Annotated in this window: 18 protein-coding genes; 5 read left to right on the forward strand and 13 right to left on the reverse strand. The window is 38.2% G+C overall.

The window, feature by feature from the left end:
- The first annotated feature begins 2 nt into the window (after positions 1–2).
- Positions 3–671 carry a P-II family nitrogen regulator gene (locus CBF35_RS09325; protein WP_126780421.1) on the forward strand — a complete coding sequence of 223 codons (669 nt, stop codon included), beginning with the start codon at positions 3–5 and terminating at the stop codon, positions 669–671.
- 371 nt (positions 672–1,042) lie between these two features.
- Entirely contained in the window at positions 1,043–1,483 is a 441-nt protein-coding gene (locus CBF35_RS09330) for a helix-turn-helix domain-containing protein (protein ID WP_126780423.1), read from the forward strand.
- 48 nt (positions 1,484–1,531) lie between these two features.
- Here the strand turns inward: CBF35_RS09330 and CBF35_RS09335 are convergent, their stop codons facing one another.
- Genes CBF35_RS09335 through CBF35_RS09360 form a run of 6 tightly spaced genes read right to left on the reverse strand, consistent with a single transcriptional unit; the run spans position 1,532 to position 7,371 of the window.
- The gene (locus tag CBF35_RS09335; RefSeq protein ID WP_126780425.1) at positions 1,532–2,362 is read right to left on the reverse strand and encodes a substrate-binding domain-containing protein; all 831 of its coding nucleotides are present in this window, start codon (positions 2,360–2,362) and stop codon (positions 1,532–1,534) included.
- Positions 2,353–3,318 (reverse strand): prenyltransferase, encoded by a 966-nt coding sequence (locus tag CBF35_RS09340; protein ID WP_244922585.1) that lies wholly within the window; start codon positions 3,316–3,318, stop codon positions 2,353–2,355. Before CBF35_RS09340 ends, CBF35_RS09335 begins: the two co-directional genes overlap by 10 nt.
- Positions 3,315–4,142 (reverse strand): carbohydrate ABC transporter permease, encoded by an 828-nt coding sequence (locus tag CBF35_RS09345; protein ID WP_126780427.1) that lies wholly within the window; start codon positions 4,140–4,142, stop codon positions 3,315–3,317. The genes CBF35_RS09340 and CBF35_RS09345 overlap by 4 nt, the downstream gene beginning before the upstream one ends.
- A complete protein-coding gene (locus CBF35_RS09350; RefSeq protein WP_126780430.1) occupies positions 4,139–5,020 on the reverse strand; it encodes a carbohydrate ABC transporter permease in 882 nt (293 codons plus the stop codon). Before CBF35_RS09350 ends, CBF35_RS09345 begins: the two co-directional genes overlap by 4 nt.
- Positions 5,013–6,293 carry an ABC transporter substrate-binding protein gene (locus tag CBF35_RS09355; RefSeq protein WP_126780432.1) on the reverse strand — a complete coding sequence of 427 codons (1,281 nt, stop codon included), beginning with the start codon at positions 6,291–6,293 and terminating at the stop codon, positions 5,013–5,015. Before CBF35_RS09355 ends, CBF35_RS09350 begins: the two co-directional genes overlap by 8 nt.
- Before the next feature lie 4 nt (positions 6,294–6,297).
- Positions 6,298–7,371 (reverse strand): ABC transporter ATP-binding protein, encoded by a 1,074-nt coding sequence (locus CBF35_RS09360; RefSeq protein ID WP_126780434.1) that lies wholly within the window; start codon positions 7,369–7,371, stop codon positions 6,298–6,300.
- Between the two features lie 235 nt (positions 7,372–7,606).
- On the opposite strand from CBF35_RS09360, the gene CBF35_RS09365 reads away from it, so the two are divergent.
- Entirely contained in the window at positions 7,607–8,773 is a 1,167-nt protein-coding gene (locus tag CBF35_RS09365; RefSeq protein WP_126780436.1) for a hydroxymethylglutaryl-CoA synthase, read from the forward strand.
- A 63-nt stretch (positions 8,774–8,836) separates the two neighbouring features.
- A complete protein-coding gene (locus CBF35_RS09370) occupies positions 8,837–10,117 on the forward strand; it encodes a hydroxymethylglutaryl-CoA reductase, degradative (RefSeq protein WP_126780438.1) in 1,281 nt (426 codons plus the stop codon).
- A gap of 142 nt (positions 10,118–10,259) precedes the next feature.
- On the opposite strand, the gene CBF35_RS09375 is transcribed toward CBF35_RS09370, so the two are convergent.
- The 5 genes from CBF35_RS09375 to CBF35_RS09395 form a co-directional block, all read right to left on the reverse strand.
- Positions 10,260–11,588 carry a glycoside hydrolase family 18 protein gene (locus CBF35_RS09375; protein WP_126780440.1) on the reverse strand — a complete coding sequence of 443 codons (1,329 nt, stop codon included), beginning with the start codon at positions 11,586–11,588 and terminating at the stop codon, positions 10,260–10,262.
- Between the two features lie 458 nt (positions 11,589–12,046).
- On the reverse strand, positions 12,047–13,483 hold the full coding sequence (locus CBF35_RS09380) for a DHA2 family efflux MFS transporter permease subunit (RefSeq protein WP_126780443.1): 1,437 nt from the start codon (positions 13,481–13,483) through the stop codon (positions 12,047–12,049).
- Positions 13,470–13,919, reverse strand: coding sequence for a MarR family winged helix-turn-helix transcriptional regulator (locus CBF35_RS09385; protein WP_126780446.1), 450 nt, complete (start codon positions 13,917–13,919; stop codon positions 13,470–13,472). Before CBF35_RS09385 ends, CBF35_RS09380 begins: the two co-directional genes overlap by 14 nt.
- 135 nt (positions 13,920–14,054) lie before the next feature.
- Positions 14,055–15,551, reverse strand: a complete 1,497-nt coding sequence (glpK, locus tag CBF35_RS09390) for a glycerol kinase GlpK (protein WP_126780448.1) — start codon at positions 15,549–15,551, stop codon at positions 14,055–14,057.
- A 28-nt stretch (positions 15,552–15,579) separates the two neighbouring features.
- Positions 15,580–17,235: a glycerol-3-phosphate dehydrogenase/oxidase gene (locus CBF35_RS09395; RefSeq protein WP_193991699.1), complete on the reverse strand. Its 1,656-nt coding sequence runs from the start codon at positions 17,233–17,235 to the stop codon at positions 15,580–15,582.
- Positions 17,236–17,690: 455 nt separating this feature from the next.
- Here CBF35_RS09395 and CBF35_RS09400 point away from each other — a divergent pair, with 455 nt between their 5' ends.
- Positions 17,691–18,521 (forward strand): DUF368 domain-containing protein, encoded by an 831-nt coding sequence (locus tag CBF35_RS09400; RefSeq protein WP_126780452.1) that lies wholly within the window; start codon positions 17,691–17,693, stop codon positions 18,519–18,521.
- A 50-nt stretch (positions 18,522–18,571) separates the two neighbouring features.
- On the opposite strand, the gene CBF35_RS09405 is transcribed toward CBF35_RS09400, so the two are convergent.
- Together CBF35_RS09405 and CBF35_RS09410 are read right to left on the reverse strand one after the other, a co-directional pair.
- Positions 18,572–19,549 (reverse strand): MBL fold metallo-hydrolase, encoded by a 978-nt coding sequence (locus CBF35_RS09405; protein WP_170174767.1) that lies wholly within the window; start codon positions 19,547–19,549, stop codon positions 18,572–18,574.
- Between the two features lie 236 nt (positions 19,550–19,785).
- Positions 19,786–20,445 (reverse strand): MIP/aquaporin family protein, encoded by a 660-nt coding sequence (locus tag CBF35_RS09410; protein WP_126780456.1) that lies wholly within the window; start codon positions 20,443–20,445, stop codon positions 19,786–19,788.
- Positions 20,446–20,469 lie beyond the last annotated feature (24 nt).

The following is a 20,469-nucleotide window of genomic DNA, read 5'->3' on the forward strand; positions in this document are numbered from 1 at the left end:
TTATGGAAGAGTTAGTTTTACCGGAAAACCGTTACGAAGCTCTCTGTTTTATCTTAAATGCTAATGTTGGTAGTCGCGTGCTGCAATACGCTAAACAAATTGGAAGTTCAGGTGGCACGATTATTTACGGAAACGGGACAATTAATAACAGTATTCTTAAAATGTTTGGCTTAGAAGACGTTCGGAAAGAGTTAGTCATTATGGCAATTCCTAGTTCTTTAAAAGCTGTGATCATTGAAACCATCGGCAAAAAACTCAAGTTAGAAAAAGCCAATAATGGGATTTCTTTTAGTTTACCGATTACGAATATTATCGGTAATCGAAAATGTCAGTATCACAAAGCACCACTTTCAAGAAAGGAGGAATCACTGATGCACCAAGCAATCATCACAATTGTTGATCAAGGTCAAGCTGAAGAAGTCATTGATGCAGCTGTCTCCGCTGGTTCCCAAGGTGGGACTGTCTTAAATGGTCGTGGTTCTGGCAGTCACGAAAAAGCTAAACTCTTTTCAATGGATGTCGAGCCAGAAAAAGAAATTGTTTTAATTCTCTCCCAAAGTGACAGCACCGATGACATTGTTGCTGCGATTAATCAACAATTAAAAATTGAAGAACCTGGCAATGGGATTCTTTTCACCGTCGATTTAAGCAGTACCTTAGGATTGTTTTAAATTTAATAATTGAAGGAGGTGTGACAAAAGTCGTTTAAATACAAGTAATTGGAAATAAATCCGAACAATCAGTTCTTTTGATTGTACGGATTTATTGAAATTATCGTGCCTTCAAAGCTTTGCGCTTCAGCGCTTAGCATTTGTTGAGAACGAAGTTATTTGACTTTTGGAACCCGTTAATCAAATAACGTTCGTCAAAATCAAGGGACCGTCGACTACTGTCACGGTCCCTTTTTTTGATAGCTATTCAGCCAGCCCTTGATAAGACAAGGATGCTTGCTTCTCAAGCAACCAGTTTAGCCAGGTGCTTGAGAAGCAAGCTTGGCTAATTAGTGTTAATCTAGTATAAAGAAGATGACAGGGGGAACACCATGGAATTTAGTAAACAAATCAAAAAAATTAGAACAGAAAAACAACTGACTCAGGAACAATTAGCTCAACAACTAAATGTTTCCCGCCAAACAATTTCCAGTTGGGAGAATAATCGCAACTTACCGGATTTGGAAATGGTCGTCAGTATCGCTAAATTATTCGGGATTTCCCTTGATCACTTGATTCTAGGAGATGAAGTTATGACAAAAAAATTAGTCCAAGACGCTAATGAAGTAAAAAAAGCCCGCATGAATTTAATGAGTATCGCACTCATCGTCACAGGGATATTGCTCTTTTTAGCCAAATCAATGATTGGGGTGACCGTTACGAAAGATGGTATCTTACAAGAACCTTTTTTCTTATTGCCACTTGGTTACTTATGTTTAGCCGGCGGTTTGATTTTAATTGGCGCCTCATTAATCAAGAAATTAAAAAAATAAGCAGGTGGGGATGACTGTCCCCCTGCTTATTTTTTATTCCCTTAATGCTTAAATTCCTGGAAAGAGATAGTCACTTGCTTCGTAAAGCTCTAAAATCTCCCCTTCTTTGAACAGCCACTTTTGGCATAAGTCAAAATCTTCAACTTGATAATTCCCTTGTTCTTCAAAGACAAAGTGACTCATTCTATCGGCTAAGTCTTGGCTATAGCCAGCTATGTCACGGCAACAGCTTACTTTAGCACTTGGGCTTAGTTGATTGAAATATTCTGCCGCTTCACTTAAAGCTAAATGAAAATTACGAACTGTTTGAGGATGCTCATCGATAAACTGACCAGCAAAACACCACATCACAAAATAATGAGGAATGTCTTTGGAATGCCACAAAACCTCTCCTTGAAATTCAGTTAACACATCTGTAATAAAGGGTTCGATTGCGACTAACCCATTAATTTCTTTGTCACGCATTGCTTGAATCCGTTCAAAAGTATTATTTAGCCAGACTACTTGGGCCTTTTTTAGTTGGCCAGTTAAAAAATGTTCTTGAAAGAAACGGAAAAGCCCTTTACGATTGACCCCAATTTGCAAGGCTGTTTCTGCTGTTACGTCTTGGTTACCGACAATCTGAATGGTTCGTGTTAAGTTTGAAGTGATTTTAGCATACTTGCCATCTTTTAAATAATAAAAGAAAAAAGTCGTATCTCCCATCATTGCATCAACTTCCCCCGTCATAAATTCTGACTTGCCATTAAATTGAAAAGTCTCAGCTAAACGTAAATCAACTGTTACTTGCTGTTTTTTAAACATTCCTAGTTGATCAGCTAAAATTACTGGTAACACTAAAGGGTTTACTCGATTTTGATGTAGTTTAATTACAGCCATGTCACCACTCCTTGATTAATTAATAATAAAATTATAAAACAAACACTCATGACCGTATGAAAATGATAAATTAACAACAATGGTCGCGGCCCGAACTCCCGACCCATAGCTGGATAGACTGCTTGAATTTTTACGTAATCACGATACCAACGTCGATAACCTTGTAAATAAAAGATGCCACAGCCTAAGAAAAAGAGCCACCACGGAAGGGAAGTCAGACTGACAATTAGCCAAGCGATCACCACTGTAATAAATTCAGGAATAATGATTAATATTGACCGACGGAAACCGATCACATGGGGAAAGGTTCGCCGAATGCCTAAGTCTTTGTCATAGTCCCCTGTATTATTAGTAGACATTAAGAAAATAGTCAAAACCATACTAATCCAAGCATAAGCAAAAATACTCAACGTTAAGTGACCTAACTGCAACCAACTAGATAAGAGAGCACTCAGCCCGCCAACGAATAACCCTGAAACAAACTCACCTACTGGGTATAAAATATACGGTTTCGGACCTAAAGAATAAGTTACAGCAGCCAGTAGTCCACATAAACCTAAAATAACTAATAACCAAGAGTGAGCCCACCAAGCTAATAAGAGACCAGACAAACCGCCAAGGCCCATCATTCCTAATAAGACTAAGATAGCATCGATTAAAGTAGCATCCCCTCGAACTAAGCCTTCACTACCTAAATGTTCTGTAAAGGTTAATTCATTTTCTTCATTTTTCAAAAAAGCCCGAATTTCATTAGCTACATTTGCCACAATATTAAAAGCAAAGCCACAAATAAAGAAAAGGACTAAAGGAATCACTTTCAGTTCCCCTGCTAAGTAACTACCAAACAAGCCACCACTTAAGACTGGCAAGCCTGTGGCAAAGCCAGTCCTCACTTCCATGACTGTGTAAGCTCGCAAAGGAAAGCCCCAAGCCCATTTAATTAAGTCTTTGATCACCCTTTAACACCTCCTGCTGTTAATCCTGAAAAGATATATTTTTGTAAAAAGATGTACAGCACTACCATCGGAATCATACTAATGATAATACAGGCACAAATTACTTCCCATTGGGTTTGATTTGGCCCAACAAAGCGGTAAATTGTCGTTGAAATCGTATTTAATTTTTCCCCAGGCATGTATAAGTAAGGCAAATAAAAATCATTGTAAATACTCATGACTTTTAACATCACCACAGTGGCGGTAGCTGGTTTCATTAGTGGAAAAATCACTTGACGATAAATCGTTAAGTAACTGGCCCCTTCTAAAATCGCGGCTTTATCAAATTCCACAGGGATTTTTTCTAGGGCTTGCAGATAAATATAAATCATCACGACGTCTGCCCCTAAATATAAAACAATCGGCGCCCAAATAGTATTATACAAGTTTAAGCCGATCATTAACTTAAATGTGGCGATTTGGGAAACAGTCATTGGTACCATGGAAACGAGAAAGTAGGCGCCTAAAATTAATTTCTTAAACTTGAAATTAAACCTGTTTAAGACATAGGCAACCATTGAGCCAATCACCACACTGCCACTAACACCAAACAATAGTAGTAAAAAAGTAACCCCAAAGCCTCGTAACATTTTTCCTTCAATAAAGGCTTGTTGATAATTAGACACGTTTAAGAAACTTGCTGGTAAGCCTAAGCCTGCCGTTGTTGAAAACTCACTATGAGTCATAAACGAACCAAATAAAATAATTAATAAGGGATAGAAGACAACTCCTAACCATAAAAACAAAGTGACGTATTTAACAAGTTTTTTTAACCCTTTTCTCATCCTCGATGGCCCTCCCTTTGACTTACTTTTTTCTGAATAAGAGTCAGGCAAGCAATCATTAATGTTAGTAAGACCGAGAGACTTGCGGCCATGCCAAACTTTTTATTATCAAAGGCTAATTTCATCGTTTTGACTAATACAGTAGCTGTACCGTTAGAACCACTTAACATAATAAAGGGCAATTCAAAGACAGAGACTACGCCAATTGTTAATAAAATAAGATCTAACTTGATGACTGTCGTAATATTCGGTAAAATAATCCACTTCACTTTTTGCCAAAAAGAAGCCCCTTCTAGTTCCGCTACTTTGTAATATTCTGGGGGAATCGTTTGGATGGCTGCTAAGTATAAGAGAAAACTCCGACCAATGTTTCGCCATAAGGAAATACTCGCTAAGGTTAGATTAGCTTTACTCGGGTCACCTAACCAATAACCGATTAAGTGACCTAAACCAAGTTGATTCAATAAACTATTAAAACCACCATCTGCTGAATAAAACAAACGAAACATCATTGAAATCGCCACACTACTAATTAATAATGGCATAATAAAACTAGCTTTAAATAATGAACTGCCTTTCGTTTTAAAGGATAAGATAATCGCAAAATACAGGGCTAAAATGATTTGAAGTACGCCTGACCCTAAATAATACAAATTGGTTTTAAAGATACTTATGTACGTTGGGTCCGTTAATATTTTGCGATAATTTTCTAAACCTAGCCACTCTTTCGCCGAACTAATGCCATTCCAATCAGTAAAACTAAGATAAACTAAATTAATGATTGGCCATAAGCCAAATACTAACAAGAGCAGTAACGGAAAAAAGAGTAAGCTAATAATCACACGCCGCTCTTTGCTCCCATTGACTTTGCTATTCATTGTCCTTAACCGCTTGGCTCCAGTTTTTTTCTAAGCCTTTAATATAATCAGCATAAGTCTCATTTTTATCTGGATATAAACCGATGTTAATGACTTGTTGTAAGGCATCTGTCAAACGTGCCACGCCAGCCTCTTCTGCAATTTTACTATATTTAGCTTCGTCTTCTGCACTTTCAGTGGCTACAGTTAAAATTACATTATTTTCTGTCATCAGTTTATTTTCCGCTGCATTTAAATCAGCTTTCACTGGAGTCATGCCATTCAGATCCTTTGCGTAGCCACTTTCAACTGAGATAAAATAATCTAAGAACGCTCGGGCAGTTGCCATATTTTCTGATTTATTACTAATGCCTAAAACAGCTGGTGCCCCTAAAGGTAAACTAGTTTTTCCTTCACGTTCCACAGGGAAATTCATAATCTTAACTGTCTCATTTTCTTTAGCTAATTCTTGAATCGGTGCCACATCTTGAGAACCGCTCATTAACATGCCAATTTTACCATCAGCTAATTGTTGTTGGGCTGTTTGAGATTCTAAGGTCACTGGATCAGCTTCAATCAAGCCTTGGGAAGCTAACTCGTAAAATAAATCCATGATTTGACGAATTGGTTGACCTTCAGCAAAGGCATTGCCTTTAGCTAAAGTTTCCGATTTAAACTGTCCCCCACCAAATGACGTTAAGGCACCAGCCCAAATGGCGACTCGTTGGTAATTCGTATAGAAGGGCACACTTTTCGTTTTTGCTTTAATTGCTTTAGCGGCGGCTAGAAACTCTGCTTGGGTTGTTGGGACTTCTTTAACACCCGCTTCGGTTAAGACTGCATCATTATAAATAATGCCTAAAGAGTTTAGAGCAACTGGCAACCCGTAGACTTCATTATCAAAATCGGCTTCTGTTACATCTAAGTAGTCTTTTTCTAGCTCAGTGACTTTGCCAAGTGATTCAAAATAATTGCTGTACTCACTAGGTAAACCTGCCAGTGAAAAGGGCACAAATAAGACATCGCCGTAATCATTGCTATTTAAACGAGTCATAATCGTATCATCGTAATCGGCAATTGCTTCCCATTTAATCTCAGTGACTTCTGGGTATTTTTCAATAAAACCTTTTTCAATTTTCTCGAAAATGTCATCACCATCTGTCCGATTAGTAACGATCGTTAATTCCCCTGCAATTTCATTATCCACTGGTTTACTCGCTTTTTTGGGCGCTGTACAACCTGCTAATAATAAAAGACTCAATGTTCCAACTATAACCAATTTTGTTTTTTTCATTTCTTTATTCCCCTATTCTTTTTTCAGTTTTAACATCAAAAATCACACAATTAGTAAAATCAATTTCAAGCTTGAGTCTCTCATCTAAAGGATAAAGAGGTGGCCCTTGCTTACGCACAGTCAACTTCAAACCGCTATCGTTTTTTAAATAATACAACGTTTCTTGACCTAAGTAATCAAAGTCAACTAAGTCAAAAGGCAGTCCTTGACTGCTCCTTGTAAAGTTAATATTTTCACAACGTACTCCAAATAAAAAAGCTCCTGGCTTTAGTTGGCGAGCTCTAGGAAGTTGCCCCCACTGTCTATCTGCTACAAAGACTTGCCCACCTTCAGTCTGGCCTCGAAAAATATTCATGGCTGGTTTGCCGATAAAGCGCGCCACAAACGTATCTGCTGGTTGTTCATAGACTTCTTGTGGTGTGCCAATTTGATGAATCTCTCCCTGATTTAAAACAATGATCCGATCAGCCATAGTCATGGCTTCATCTTGGGCGTGGGTCACGTATAAGATCGTTGTTTGTAACTCTCGGTGAAGTTTAATAATTTCTTGACTCGTTTGCTGCCGTAAACTACTGTCTAAATTAGACAAAGGCTCATCCATTAAAAATAGTTTTGGCCGTCTCACAATCGCTCGACCTAAGGCGACACGTTGTTTCTGACCGCCGGAAAGTTCCCGGGGGTACTTACTTAAACTATCGGTTAAGCCTAATAGCTCTGCGACTGTAGTGACTTGCTCACGAATCTTAGCTTTCGATTCTTTGCGAATTTTGAGCCCAAAACTTAAGTTATCATAAGTGGTTAAATGGGGTAACAAGGCATAGTTTTGAAAAACCATCGCCACATCCCGCTCTTTTGGCGATAGCTGATTGACTTTTTGTTGATCAATCCAAATTTCACCACTGTCTGCCCCTTCAAAGCCACAAATCACATCTAAAATCGTTGTTTTGCCACTGCCACTAGGACCAACTAAAGCGACAAACTCACCTTCTTTTAAACTAAAATCAAGATTAGTTAAGACTTTTTCCGAAGTGTTATATGATTTATTGACTTCTTTTAAGACAATATAATTATTATTCATTCGTTGCTCCTTTCACAAAAAGCTCCCTTGTAATTATACACTAATTCCCTTTATTTATCGTTCATTATTAGCGATTTTTTTGATTTTCAGCTCTTTCACAGTGTTGAGTTTTAAAGAATAATTAAATTATTTTTGGAAAATGACTTATTACTTAAACTTGTGGTAAACTCTATAATGATAACCGATGAACTTGTCGTATTTTATAGATAAATAACTTAAGAAAGTAGTGAACTTTGTGAATATTGGTATTGATAAAATTAACTTTTTCACCCCTAATTTATATGTCGACTTAATTACTTTAGCTGAAGCTCGGGGAATTGATCCAGATAAATTTACAGTTGGCATTGGCCAAAATCAAATGTCCGTTAATCCTGTCACCCAAGATGCGGTCTCGATGGGAGCAAATGCGGCTTTACCGATTCTTTCTGAAGCTGACGCTGAATTAATCGACTTAGTTATTTTAGGTACTGAGTCTGGTGTTGATTATTCTAAGTCCGGAGCAGTCTTTATTCATCAATTATTAGGCATCCAACCTTTTGCTCGTTCAATCGAAATTAAACAAGCTTGTTACGGCGCCACTGCTGGGCTAATGATGGCTCGGGAATATATCAAAGCTCACCCAGAGCGAAAAGTCTTAGTCATCGGCTCAGATGTCGCCCGTTATGGCTTAGCAACAGCTGGAGAAGTCACTCAAGGTGCTGGGGCTGTTGCGATGATCATTACTAAAGATCCGCAAATTTTAATTTTAGACGAAATATCCGTCCCATATTCAAGTAATATCTTTGATTTCTGGCGTCCAAATTACTCAGATACGGCGATCGTTGATGGTAAATATTCGAATGAAGCTTATATCGAATTTTTCAATCAATGTTGGCAAGAGTTTACTAAACAAACGGAGTTCACTTTAGATGATTTTGAAGCCATCTGTTTCCACTTACCTTATTCGAAAATGGGTAAAAAAGCTTTAGACACTATTCTTAATGAAGGCTCTCAGAAGACTCAAGCACGTTTGTTAACTAACTATCAAATTAGTACGACTTACACTAAAGCCATGGGGAATATTTATACTGGTTCCCTATACTTAGGGCTTTGTGCCTTATTAGACGGTCAACCTAATTTACAAGCTGACCAACGAATTGGTCTTTTCAGCTATGGCTCAGGAGCTGTCAGTGAATTTTTCAGTGGTCGTTTAGTTCCTAATTTTCAAGAACATCTACAAACCCAAGATCATCATGACTTATTAGCTAGCCGTCAAGTCTTAACGATTGCGGATTACGAAAGCCTCTTCTTAGAAAGCTTACCTACAGATGGTAGTACCGTTGAATTGAACAACTCTTTCGACCAAGCACCGATTCAATTAAGTCGCATTAGCAATCATCAACGTCACTACGAAAAAAAATAAGCCCACGGGCTATGACTTTCTTGTCACAGCCCCTTTTAAAATAAACTACATGGAGGGTTTTTCATGTCATCAGAATTCACTAAATTTTATCAAAAAAACCGGACTGAACGCTTAGCTCTACTCACAGAGCGGGGCTTCTTAACAGCAAGTGACCAAGAATATCTGCTTGAAAGTCCCAGTTTACCTGAGTCTGTTGCTGATAGTTTAATTGAAAACCAATTAACTCAATTCCCCTTACCTATGGGTGTGGCTTTAAACTTTATTGTCGATCAGCAAGAAGTCGTTGTACCGATGGTTGTTGAAGAGCCTTCCGTGATTGCTGCCAGTAGTAATGGGGCTAAAATGGCTCGTAAACATGGTGGCTTTCAAACGACAATCACCGAACGAGGCTTAGTCGGACAAATAATTATGCAAGATTTAACCGATGTTCCCCTGAGTGCCAAAATTATTCAAGAACGTAAAATGGAACTTATCGCTTTTTCTAAAGGCTTACACCCTTCGATTGTTAAACGAGGTGGCGGGGTCACCGAGATTGACACCCGAATTATTTATAATGATCTCAATCAGCCAGAATTTTTAACGATTCATTTAATTGTTGATGTTCAAGATGCCATGGGTGCCAATATTGTCAATACTATTTTAGAAGGAACTAGCCAACTGATTAAAGAGTGGCTTGGTGGCGATTGTTTAATGAGTATTTTAAGTAACTATAACGACCACTCATTAGTTACCGCAACTTGTCTAATTGATCCAGCTGACTTAACGACCACTAACCGTAGTGGCTTAGAAGTCGCTCAACGAATCGTTACTGCTAGTCGCTATGCTAAATTAGACCCTTACCGAGCAGCCACACATAATAAAGGAATTATGAACGGGATTGACTCAGTCTTAATTGCCACCGGGAATGACCCTCGAGCAATTGAAGCTGGGGCCCATGCCTACACTAGTCGCAATGGCCGTTATGAAGGTATGACTACTTGGGAACTGACTCCTAGTGGTCTCTTAGCTGGGGAGTTAACACTGCCTTTACCAATCGGCACAGCTGGTGGTGCCATTAATGTCTTACCTTTAGCTAAAATTAACTTAGAGTTACTGAAAGTCAAAAAAGCCACGGACTTGGCAAGTATCGTTTGTGCTGTAGGTCTTGCCCAAAACTTTTCAGCTTTAAGGGCTTTAGTTAGTGAGGGGATTCAAAAAGGCCATATGGGGCTGCATGCTAAATCACTAGCCATCCATGTTGGGGCTGAAGGAGCAGAGATTGAACTTTTAGCCGAGGCTTTGAAAGCCGCGCCATTAATGAATTCAAGTATTGCTACCGAACTTTTAGGAGATATTCGCTCATAAAAACACAAAAAAAGGATTTCTTAGACTTTTCAGCATAATGTCTAGGGAATCCTTTTTTGGTATTTAGCTTTTCAGCCCCTTTTAAAATTGAACAAAAAAAATACAGCAAATCCATGACAGAGGATTTACTGTAGCTTAGTATTTATTTTAATAAGAAATACACTAATAGCCCGAGGACTAGTATTATTGCAATAACTAATTTCAAAGGTAATAAAATAAATAACAAGAAGAGACTAGCAACAAGGGCCAATAATGTCCCGATTAGTTTGCCTAACTGCTTTTGATTGACTCTTTTACCATTAATTTTTTTAGGGACAAGAAATTTAAACTTCCCAATAACCAAACCAAGACTAATAACTAAGCCACTGACGCCAGTAATAACTAGGACAGTTTTAGAGACTTCTTTCGTCCCTATGCTTAAAGCTGGGGCTACTACGAGACCACGGTCAAGCTTGAGTTGATTTTTTTTAACTGTATCAGTCACAACCGTCATTAAACGATTTGAGTTATTCAACTCCGCATCTTGAGTAGGGGCCCAGATCATCACTCCTAAACCACCTAAGTCAATTGTATCTTGAACTTTCTTTTGGATAACTTCTTTATTATTAATATAATAATCTTTATCATTCAAATAAACAACCTCAGTAGTTGGCACACCGGCATACTCTTCGATAACTTTTCGATAAGTCATCACTGAACCATCTTCGGCTTTGGCGTAAAATGGTACACCAGCAACGAGCTTGTGTAAATGCTTGCCGCCCATGACTTCGTTCCAATAATTCAAGTTGTTTTTTTGGAGATCACTTGGGGAATGATTCGGAAAGCCTTCAATTTGGGCATCGTATGCCATAATATTGACCCAGTCTGCCGAATTAAGGGCAGCCGAGGTAAAGTGTTTCTCCCAGCGACCTGTGGCTAAGCCATTAGAGGCAACCCCTGTTGGCACACAAATCGACAGTAAGATTTCATCACCTAAGTCAGCTTTTAACGCCTTAATAAACGTCTCAAACTGAAGAGCCTTATCTTCTGCTGGATATTCCCAATCAATGTCAATCGTATCTAAATCATATTTAATTGCAAAGTCTTTAATATTTTTAATGAAAATTGGCAGTGTCTCTTTATTCGTAGCTTTAATAAAATAGTCACTTAATCCCCAGCCACCAATACTAACACCTACTCTGACTTGATGTTGATGCCCTTCTTTAACGAGTAATTCCAATTGACTTGGAGCACCACTATCAGTAAACTTTAGCGAACCATCTTCTTGGGGAATTAGAGAGAAGTAATTCACATCCGTTAATTCTTTAAAATTTATCGTTCTCTCAATAAACATCGTATCATAATCAGGCAAGTAGCCCACTGTTCGAAAAAGGACTTCTTCACCTTGAGAAACTTGAGGGAATGAAAAGAAAACCAAGTACATAAACGTTGTTATAAATAATACAATTACCGAGCGTGATTTTCTTCTCATACTTTCCTCCTAATATTTCTGTAGACTTATTATACTATTAATTTTAAATTAATGTTAATTATTTTGTTATTTTGGTATTCATTATCTATCATATACAATTTAATTTATTTAATCAAAAAATAGACTTACTTTTGAGTTTTTTCTTTATTTTTAGTATTTATATTTATAGATACTCATATTTAGTTTATGTTTTTTTATTATAAACAAGAAAATCAAGTTATTCAAACAAAGAATGGCCTGCTTCTTTGCTCTTTTCATTAAAAAAATAAGCTTGTTAAGTCTCTTTCAACTTGTTATAAAATTATCATACCATAAATCTAAAAAACTTTAAATAAACCCCTATTTAATAAACGGTTTTTTATAACACTAGGCCGCCTCCTTGCTAACTAATTTAAAAACAAAAAGAGACTACTACTCACCTCAGATTTCAAGGTGAACAAGTAGCCTCTTTACTTTTACTAACCTTCGGCTAAATGACTCAAACTTTCCTTAATCGCTTTTTTCGGTGTCGTTAAGAGCAAACATAAGCCTGCAGCGATTAACGTAATAACCGCTGCCGTAATATAGGCAATTTTAATGCCGTGAATCGTTGCTAAGTCAAGACTGACAGTTGGGTTAGCCCCTAAGTAATTACGGGTGCCAACACTCATCACAGTCACTAATAAGGCGGTACCAATTGAACCAGCAATTTGCCGGATCGTATTGTACATGGCAGAACCGTGGGAAATCAATTCCAAAGGCAGTGAATTTAAAGCTTCCGTTTGCAGTGGCATTAAAGCTAAAGCCAAACCAAAAGAACGAATCCCTTGCATACTAGCTAAGTAAGCTAAACTTGTAGCAGGCTGAACGAAACTAAAACAAAACGTTCCTACAGCTAAAATAAGTAAACCACCTAAACTTAAATACTTCGCGCCCATGCGGTCGTATAATGCCCCAGTAATTGGCGACATAAAGGCGGTAATTAAGGCCCCAGGTAATAAGACCATGCCTGAAGTCATCGGTGAGACACCTTGGACATTTTGTAAGAAGATCGGCAGTAAAATCATGCCACCGTATAAGCCCATAATTACAACAAAGTTAGTAATCGTTGAAATCGTAAAGAGACGGCTTTGAAAAACAGCAAAATTTAACATCGGAATCTTAGTAGCTGATTGTTGATAAATAAACAGACCCGTCACGATTAAACCAACTAAGATATAACCGGCAACATCAAACGTTAGCCAGCTTTTATCGCCGGCATTACTAAAACCTAATAAAAGGGTTCCTAGACCAACTGTCGATAATAAAATACCGGTAAAGTTAAACTTCGGAAAACTTTGTTGACCGATATTTTTTAAGGCAAAGAAAGCCACGACTAAGTTGATAACCGCTAAAGGTGAGACAATGTAAAAAATTGACCGCCAGCTATAAGATTGTACAATCCAACCTGAAAGAGTTGGCCCAATGGCTGGGGCGAAATTCATCGCTAAGCCAATAAAACCCATGGCTTTGCCCCGATTTTCAATTGGAAACATGTTCATTACCACCACTGTCATTAGGGGGCTGATTGGCCCTGCGCCAAGGGCTTGCACCATTCGTCCAACAATTAACATCGGATAGTTGATTGAAACGGAAGCAATTAACGTTCCCACCGTAAAGACAATCATCGAAACTAAATATAAATGGCGAGTTTTAAAGCGGTCAATTAAAAAGGCGGTGGCAGGAATCATCACCCCACTAATTAACATATAGCCGTTAGACAACCACTGTCCTTGGCCAGCAGTAATGTCAAAATCTCGCATAATACTAGGTAGGGCAACATTCATCAATGTTTGATTTAAAAAACTTAAAAAAGTTCCAAATAATAAAATGACTAAAATCGTTAAGTCACTTTTGGCAATTCTACTTTTCGTCACGGCTTTCGCTCCTTTGTTTAATGATCTTAATAATGGCTTGCTGAGTTTCGTAAAACTGAATCAACGCCTCTTCCCCTAGCTCGTCTAAAATCGTAAAAACGTCAACGTAATCGTCAAAAGTTGTCTGTAAGGTTGTTTGGCCTTTAGTCGTTAAGGAAAGTTCGACACAGCGACGATTACTAGGACTAGCCTCTCTAATTACTAATTGACTTTGAACCATTTTTTCAACAGCTTCTGACGTCGTACTAGGACTTAAATTAACTTTCTTCGCTAAATCATGTAAGGAACTCCCAGAATTTTTACTAATGTTATCTAAAATAAATAATTGCGTCGTTGAAATATTGTATTTCTTCGATTGTTCTTCTAAAATCCCTTGGGTTTCTCTCCGTAGCTCCCGTAAAGAGATTAAAATATCTCGAGTTAATTGTTTCGTCATGTTTCACTCAATCCTTCCTTTCCGAACTATTCGCTACCGAACATTCACTTTAAAAATAATACGGCAAGATGATTCCTGAGTCAAAAAATAAGCTTACTCTTTAAAAGAGTAAGCTTATTCACTAACTAACTGTTTTTACTTGAAAGAACGAGTGGCAGTGACGGCTTTTTTCCAACCATCGTACAAGGCTGTTCTTTCAGTTTCAGCCATTTTTGAATCATACTCTTGATCTAACTGCCAGTTATCTTTAATATCATCTAAATCTTTCCAATAACCAGTGGCTAAGCCAGCTAAGTACGCTGCGCCTAAAGCTGTTGTCTCACTAACTTTTGGACGTTTAATATTTAAGTTTAATAAGTCACTTTGGAATTGCATTAAGAAATTATTATTCGCTGCCCCACCATCGACACGCATACTTGTAATCGGCATGCCTGAATCTTGGTGCATCGTTTCCATAACATCTTTTGTTTGGTACGCAATTGCTTCCAGAGTTGCTCTAATTAAGGTTTCTTTGTCTGTTCCACGAGTTAGTCCAAAGATGGCTCCACGGGCGTCAGAATCCCAGTGAGGGGCTCCTAGACCAACAAAGGCTGGGACAACGTAAACCCCATCAGACGATTCAGCTTTCACTGCATATTCTTCTGTTTCAGAGGCTTTCTCAAACATTCTTAAGCCATCTCGCAACCATTGAACTGCAGAACCAGCAACGAAAACACTTCCTTCTAAAGCGTATTGAACTTTATCACCAATACTAGCGGCAATCGTTGTCACTAAACCATGTTCTGAATGAATTGGGGTATCACCAGTATTCATTAAAATAAAGCAACCGGTACCGTAAGTATTTTTAATGCTGCCAGCTTCAAAACAGTTTTGACCAAAGAGGGCCGCTTGTTGGTCCCCTGCCACACCAGCAATCGGAATTTCTTGACCAAACATATGATAAGAAACCGTTTTCCCATAAATTTCTGAAGAGGGACGAACTTCTGGCAAGATATTTTCAGGAATATCTAAAAGAGTTAGTAATTCTTGATCCCACTTCAACTCGTGGATATTGTAAATCATTGTTCTTGAAGCATTCGTATAATCAGTGACGTGAACTTCGCCACCAGTTAGCTTCCAAATTAACCATGTGTCAATTGTTCCAAATAGTAACTCGCCTTTTTCCGCTTTGCCGCGAGCCCCTTCAACATTGTCAAGGAGCCATTTAATTTTCGTACCTGAGAAATAAGCATCGACTCGCAAACCAGTTTTCTTACTAATCATTTCTTCATGACCATCAGCGATCAACTGATCCGCAATATCACTGGTTTGGCGAGATTGCCAAACTAAGGCATGGTAAATCGGTAGGCCGGTTTTTTTATCCCAAATGACCGTTGTTTCACGTTGGTTAGTAATACCGATTGAATCAATTTGCTCCGGACGAGTATCAGATTCAATTAAGACAGTGGCAATGACTGCTTGGACACTGACCCAAATTTCATTCGCATCGTGTTCAACCCAACCTGGTTCTGGGAAAAACTGAGTAAATTCTTTTTGAGCTGTATGAACAACTTCCCCTTTTTTGTTAAATAAAATTGCTCTCGTACTTGTTGTTCCTTGATCAATTGCCATAATGTATTTTTCTACTGTCATTTGTTATTCTCCTTTTTTATTGTTAATTTTATTCAAAAGTGACATGTTGGTTTATCGCTGTTTCAACTTCTGCTAGCATTTGTTCCTGATAGTCTTCATCCCACTTGTAATAACGGGCCATCTCTTGGACAACAGCTGCTTTAATTCCTTGACAATGAGCCATGTTGAAGAGCATGTAACTGCTCCGTCTGACTAAGAAATCAAGGGGATGTATCACCATTTCTTGCTCTAGGCCGAACTGTAACATTGCAAAATCAATCCGACTCAATGAACTTTCTGGTCCTTGATCTAAATAACTGTAAACACTTGCCACATTTGAACCGTAGCGTTGAACTAACTTTTCTGCTTCGACTGGCGTTAAATTAAATTCCGCTACACCTAAAGCAGTTTTTTCTACTTTGTATTTTAGAAAGCCACTGCCACCACCGACATCCCCACCAGATAAAGGGAGGGTCTTCGTTTGACATGGTTCAAATTGATAGTTCTCGTACTTAACTAAGTCTTTCAAGACTTGGTCAACAATTTCCTTAGCCATTTTACGATAACCAGTTAACTTGCCACCGGCAATCGAGTACATCCCTCTTTCTGAATGAAAAATCTCATCTTTCCGCGAAATTTCCGAAGGGCTTTTGCCTTCTTCGTGAATCAGCGGTCGGACACCCGACCAGGAGGATTCAATATCACTGACAGCTAAAGAAGGAATATCAAACATTTGGTTTATCGCTGTCAAAATGTAATTAACATCTGCCATCGTTACCCCTGGCTCGTTTTGTTCTTGATCGTAAAAAGTATCAGTTGTCCCTACATAGACTTTGCCTTCTCGAGGAATGGCAAACATCATCCGCTTATCTTTGTAAGGGGTATCAAAATAAATCGCATTCGTAATCGGAAAAACACTTTCATCGAAAACTAAGTGAACCCCTTTCGTTAAGTGTAAGAATTTACCTTTTTTCGAATTGTCTAATTTTCGCAAATCATCGACCCAGGGGCCAGCGGCATTAATGACTCGCTTAGCATAAATCGGATATTCTCGCCCTTCAACTAAATCTTGGACCCGAACACCTACAAGTTGGTTAGTCTCATTACTGTAAAGTAATTTCGTCACTTTAGCGTAATTTGCTAAACTAGCTCCTAGTTCTGCCGCTTTTTTTAAGGTTTCTAAGGTCAGCCGTGAATCATCTGTCCGATACTCCACATAGACGCCGGTCCCTTTTAATCCCTCCGCTTTTAAATAAGGTTCACGTTCTAATGAAGCCTCTTTTTTTAACATAAATTTTCGTTCTGATTTTTTAACTCGGGCTAAGAAGTCGTACATATCTAACCCTAGTGCCGTTGTCATCGGTCCAAATGTGCCACCTTGATAAAAAGGTAAGACCATTTTTAATGGCGTTGTAATTTGGGGAGCGTTTTCATAAACGATTGCTCGCTCTTGGCCAACATCCGCCACCGTCTTGACTTCAAACTGTTGTAAATACCGTAAGCCACCATGGACTAACTTCGTTGAGCGACTTGAAGTCCCAGAAGCAAAGTCCCGCATTTCGACTAAGCCCATTTTCAAACCGCGACTGGCTCCATCTAAACTGATCCCGGCACCGGTAATCCCACCACCAATCACTAATATATCTAACTCTGTCTGTGACATCTGTTCAAGATAACGTCTTCGTTGTTCTTTTGAAAATTCCACCTTGACCACTTCCTTCGATATAATCATTTAGTTTCCTCACAATACCTTTATTATATAACTAATCCCGGACTAAAGTATAGTTATAAGACGTATTATTTTAGATTTAAAAGTTTGTGTACTTATGTTCAATTAAAAACAAGCACCACAAAAGCAAACGTTTCCATTGTTGTTATTAAAACTTTGTTAGTCACTCTGTGATTTTCTACTACTTTTTAATAAAACCTTTTTCAGCAATCTTCAGAGTTTCCAGCCACTTCTAATCTCCCCTTAGTTAAGTTTGTGAAAAAACAATTCAGTAACAACTATACCAATTGACTAATTAAGCTCTTTTGTCTTATCCTGTTAGTCCTTCAGCGATTGATAAATTGAACTAACTAGAAAAGAATAGTAAAATAGAACTATTAGAGTTTAATAGTCACTATATTATCAATGGTCTAATTAAAAAGGAGTGCATTATGAAAGAGACATCTATTAAAGAATGGTTTTTACGTTTTATCAAAGGCATGTTCATCGGTTCAGGTTTTATCTTACCAGGAGTTAGTGGCGGTGCCTTAGCTGCTGTCTTCGGGATCTATGAACGGATTATTAGTTTCTTAGCAAACATCACTAAAAACTTCAAAGAAAATGTGATTTTCTTTCTACCAATTGGCTTAGGCGGTTTAACAGGGGTCTTTCTTTTATCTTTCGCCGTTAGTTTTTTACTAGGCAGTTACGAAACAATCATCTTATGGTTTTTTGTTGGCTGTATTATTGGAACGGTTCCTGCTCTTTGGCGGGAAGCTGGTAAAAAAGGCCGTTCCAAGTCTGATTTCAACATTATGGGTGTGACTTTTGTACTTAGTCTATTATTTTTAATTTACGGTCAATCTTTATTTAGTGGGCAAGTTTCTCAAAACACTTTCACTTGGCTAATCGCTGGCGCGTTGATTGGTTTAGGCATTATCGTTCCTGGTTTAAGTCCCTCAAACTTCTTAGTTTACATGGGTATGTATAAAGCCATGTCTGACGGCATTAAACAAGTCGACTTAGCTGTGATTATTCCAATTGCCATCGGTGGCTTAGTCTGTGTCTTAAGCTTATCGAAAGTCATGAATTATATCTTTTCGATTGCTTACGCCAAATTATTCCACTTTATCTTAGGTGTCGTCTTTGCCTCAACCTTAATGATTATTCCAACTGACTACACTGGCATTGCTCCTTGGGGCTTTTTCTTAGCCGCTGTCTTATGTTTAGCTGGCGCTCTTTTAGGCTGGTGGATGAGCCGTTTAGAAGATCAATACCAATAAAGAATAGCTAATAGACAAGTCCCTTGGTGTTTCCAGGGACTTGTCTATTTTTATATACTAAATTTATAAGTGTCCGCCTCTTGACGAACCTTTAGTTTGCCAGTAGTTGCTAAGTGATGGAGATGAGCTAAGACTTCCGTACAAGCAAACCACCGTTGTTGCGGAGCAATCTCCGTAACCTTTTTACCACCTAACCAAGGCATTTTTTCAGCAATTTCAAAAGCTGTCACCGCTTCAGAGCTAGCTCCCACTAAACTAACTATTTCTGCTAAACGTTCCTCATGATGAGCGATTAACTCATCAATCCGTCTACCATGGTCGTCTAGTTCTTGAAAATGGGCAGAATAAAGTTTTTTTACAGGGAGCTTTTTAACTTTAGCAAGATTGCTTAAGTAAGCTCCTAAGTAGTCGTGTTCTTGATCCCAAAAAGCGATATTAGGGGAGACTCGATTTAAGACATGGTCAGCGGAAAACATAAAGCTCTGCTCTTCTTCCCACAAACCAACTTGCCCGGGAGTATGACCAGCTAAATCGATAACTTTTAATAAATAGCCACCATAGCTTAATTCAGTTTCAGGCGTCACTGTTTGCAAGGGAACTTTTTTATTCGGTCGATAAGTGTACGCCACATGTTCATGATTTTCTAAACTTAAAGCCTCAGGTGTCCCTGCCCAACGGTTATTCATCCTTTGCCACTGCCAATAATCAGCTTCGTTAAAACCGTCAATCCAATACTTATCAACTTCACTGGCATAAATTGTATTACTAGGGACTTTTAAGCGGGAAATTAAACCACAATGATCAACATGCATATGAGTAATAAAAATATCCGTATCGGCTAAGCTGACTTCTAACTCGGCGAAAGCCTTCATTAAAACTTCTTCACAACTGTCAGCGTTAAAAGCTGTGTCAATCAATAAATGACGTTGGCCTGGCTGACCTTTAATAAAATAAGTCGTTGTCGCTCGTAAAGGACTGTTTGGTAATGGGATTTTGATTGCGTAAAGATTGTCTTTGATTTGTTCCATATTCAGCACCGCTCCTTTTGTAAGGGTATTCATTTATTGTTAAGAAAAAAGCTAGAAAAATTCTAGCAATTTCTTGATTAAATTAGCCCTTTGCTTTAAACCTGCTCTAAGTTGTAAATTGATTGTGTCAATTATTTTGGATTCGAGAGAGAATTGTCTCAACTTATTCACGGTATTTGGCATGCAGCTTTGATTTAATCTATATTTCAAATCCCATTAAGGGAGTGAAAACTAATTTAAACTTCTTCTGTTTCTAAGAAATATTTAGCAACTAAAGCTGCTAAAATCCCACCAACTAATGGGGCTAATAAGTATACCCATAGTTGTGACAAAGCTTCGCCGCCAACAAAAATCGCTGGTGCTAAACTTCTGACTGGGTTAACTGACATGCCAGTTAAAGGCACTCCGATAAAGTGTAAAGCTGTTAAAGTTAAACCAATAACCATACCACCATTAGGCGTACCAATTTTTTTACTAGTCACTGACATCACAACTAAGACTAATAAGAACGTTAATAATCCTTCAATAAAGAAAGCGCCCATAGCTGATAACTCACCAAACGTTGTTTGAGCTAAATTATCAACTGGTAAATTAGCGTTACTTAAAACTAATTTTAACGCTCCACTAGCTAAAATGGCACCAATGATTTGGCCAACAATATAATAACAAAATTCAGTCACGTTAATACGTTTGTTCATTAACATTCCTAAAGATACAGCTGGGTTTAAATGAGCCCCTGAAACTGAACCAACAGTGAATGCGGCAATCCAAATGGCTAAACCAAAGGCTAAACCAATTCCGATTGTGCCAACAGTTGCACCACTTAAAACTGCGGCTCCTGTTCCGATAAATACTAAAATAAATGTTCCGATTGCTTCTGCGATACTCTTCTTCATAAAAAATACTTCCTCCTAGACAAC

This window comes from Vagococcus salmoninarum, assembly GCF_003987495.1.
GTDB classification, from domain to species: Bacteria; Bacillota; Bacilli; order Lactobacillales; family Vagococcaceae; genus Vagococcus_D; species Vagococcus_D salmoninarum.

What these genes read in the sequence shown, in the direction of transcription:
- CBF35_RS09325 (WP_126780421.1), top strand. Translation starts at nt 3, where the DNA reads ATGGAAGAGTTAGTTTTACCGGAAAACCGTTACGAAGCTCTCTGTTTT.
- CBF35_RS09330 (WP_126780423.1), top strand. Translation starts at nt 1,043, where the DNA reads ATGGAATTTAGTAAACAAATCAAAAAAATTAGAACAGAAAAACAACTG.
- CBF35_RS09335 (WP_126780425.1), bottom strand. Translation starts at nt 2,362, where the DNA reads ATGGCTGTAATTAAACTACATCAAAATCGAGTAAACCCTTTAGTGTTA.
- CBF35_RS09345 (WP_126780427.1), bottom strand. Translation starts at nt 4,142, where the DNA reads ATGAGAAAAGGGTTAAAAAAACTTGTTAAATACGTCACTTTGTTTTTA.
- CBF35_RS09350 (WP_126780430.1), bottom strand. Translation starts at nt 5,020, where the DNA reads ATGAATAGCAAAGTCAATGGGAGCAAAGAGCGGCGTGTGATTATTAGC.
- CBF35_RS09355 (WP_126780432.1), bottom strand. Translation starts at nt 6,293, where the DNA reads ATGAAAAAAACAAAATTGGTTATAGTTGGAACATTGAGTCTTTTATTA.
- CBF35_RS09360 (WP_126780434.1), bottom strand. Translation starts at nt 7,371, where the DNA reads ATGAATAATAATTATATTGTCTTAAAAGAAGTCAATAAATCATATAAC.
- CBF35_RS09370 (WP_126780438.1), top strand. Translation starts at nt 8,837, where the DNA reads ATGTCATCAGAATTCACTAAATTTTATCAAAAAAACCGGACTGAACGC.
- CBF35_RS09375 (WP_126780440.1), bottom strand. Translation starts at nt 11,588, where the DNA reads ATGAGAAGAAAATCACGCTCGGTAATTGTATTATTTATAACAACGTTT.
- CBF35_RS09385 (WP_126780446.1), bottom strand. Translation starts at nt 13,919, where the DNA reads ATGACGAAACAATTAACTCGAGATATTTTAATCTCTTTACGGGAGCTA.
- glpK (WP_126780448.1), bottom strand. Translation starts at nt 15,551, where the DNA reads ATGACAGTAGAAAAATACATTATGGCAATTGATCAAGGAACAACAAGT.
- CBF35_RS09400 (WP_126780452.1), top strand. Translation starts at nt 17,691, where the DNA reads ATGAAAGAGACATCTATTAAAGAATGGTTTTTACGTTTTATCAAAGGC.
- CBF35_RS09405 (WP_170174767.1), bottom strand. Translation starts at nt 19,549, where the DNA reads ATGGAACAAATCAAAGACAATCTTTACGCAATCAAAATCCCATTACCA.
- CBF35_RS09410 (WP_126780456.1), bottom strand. Translation starts at nt 20,445, where the DNA reads ATGAAGAAGAGTATCGCAGAAGCAATCGGAACATTTATTTTAGTATTT.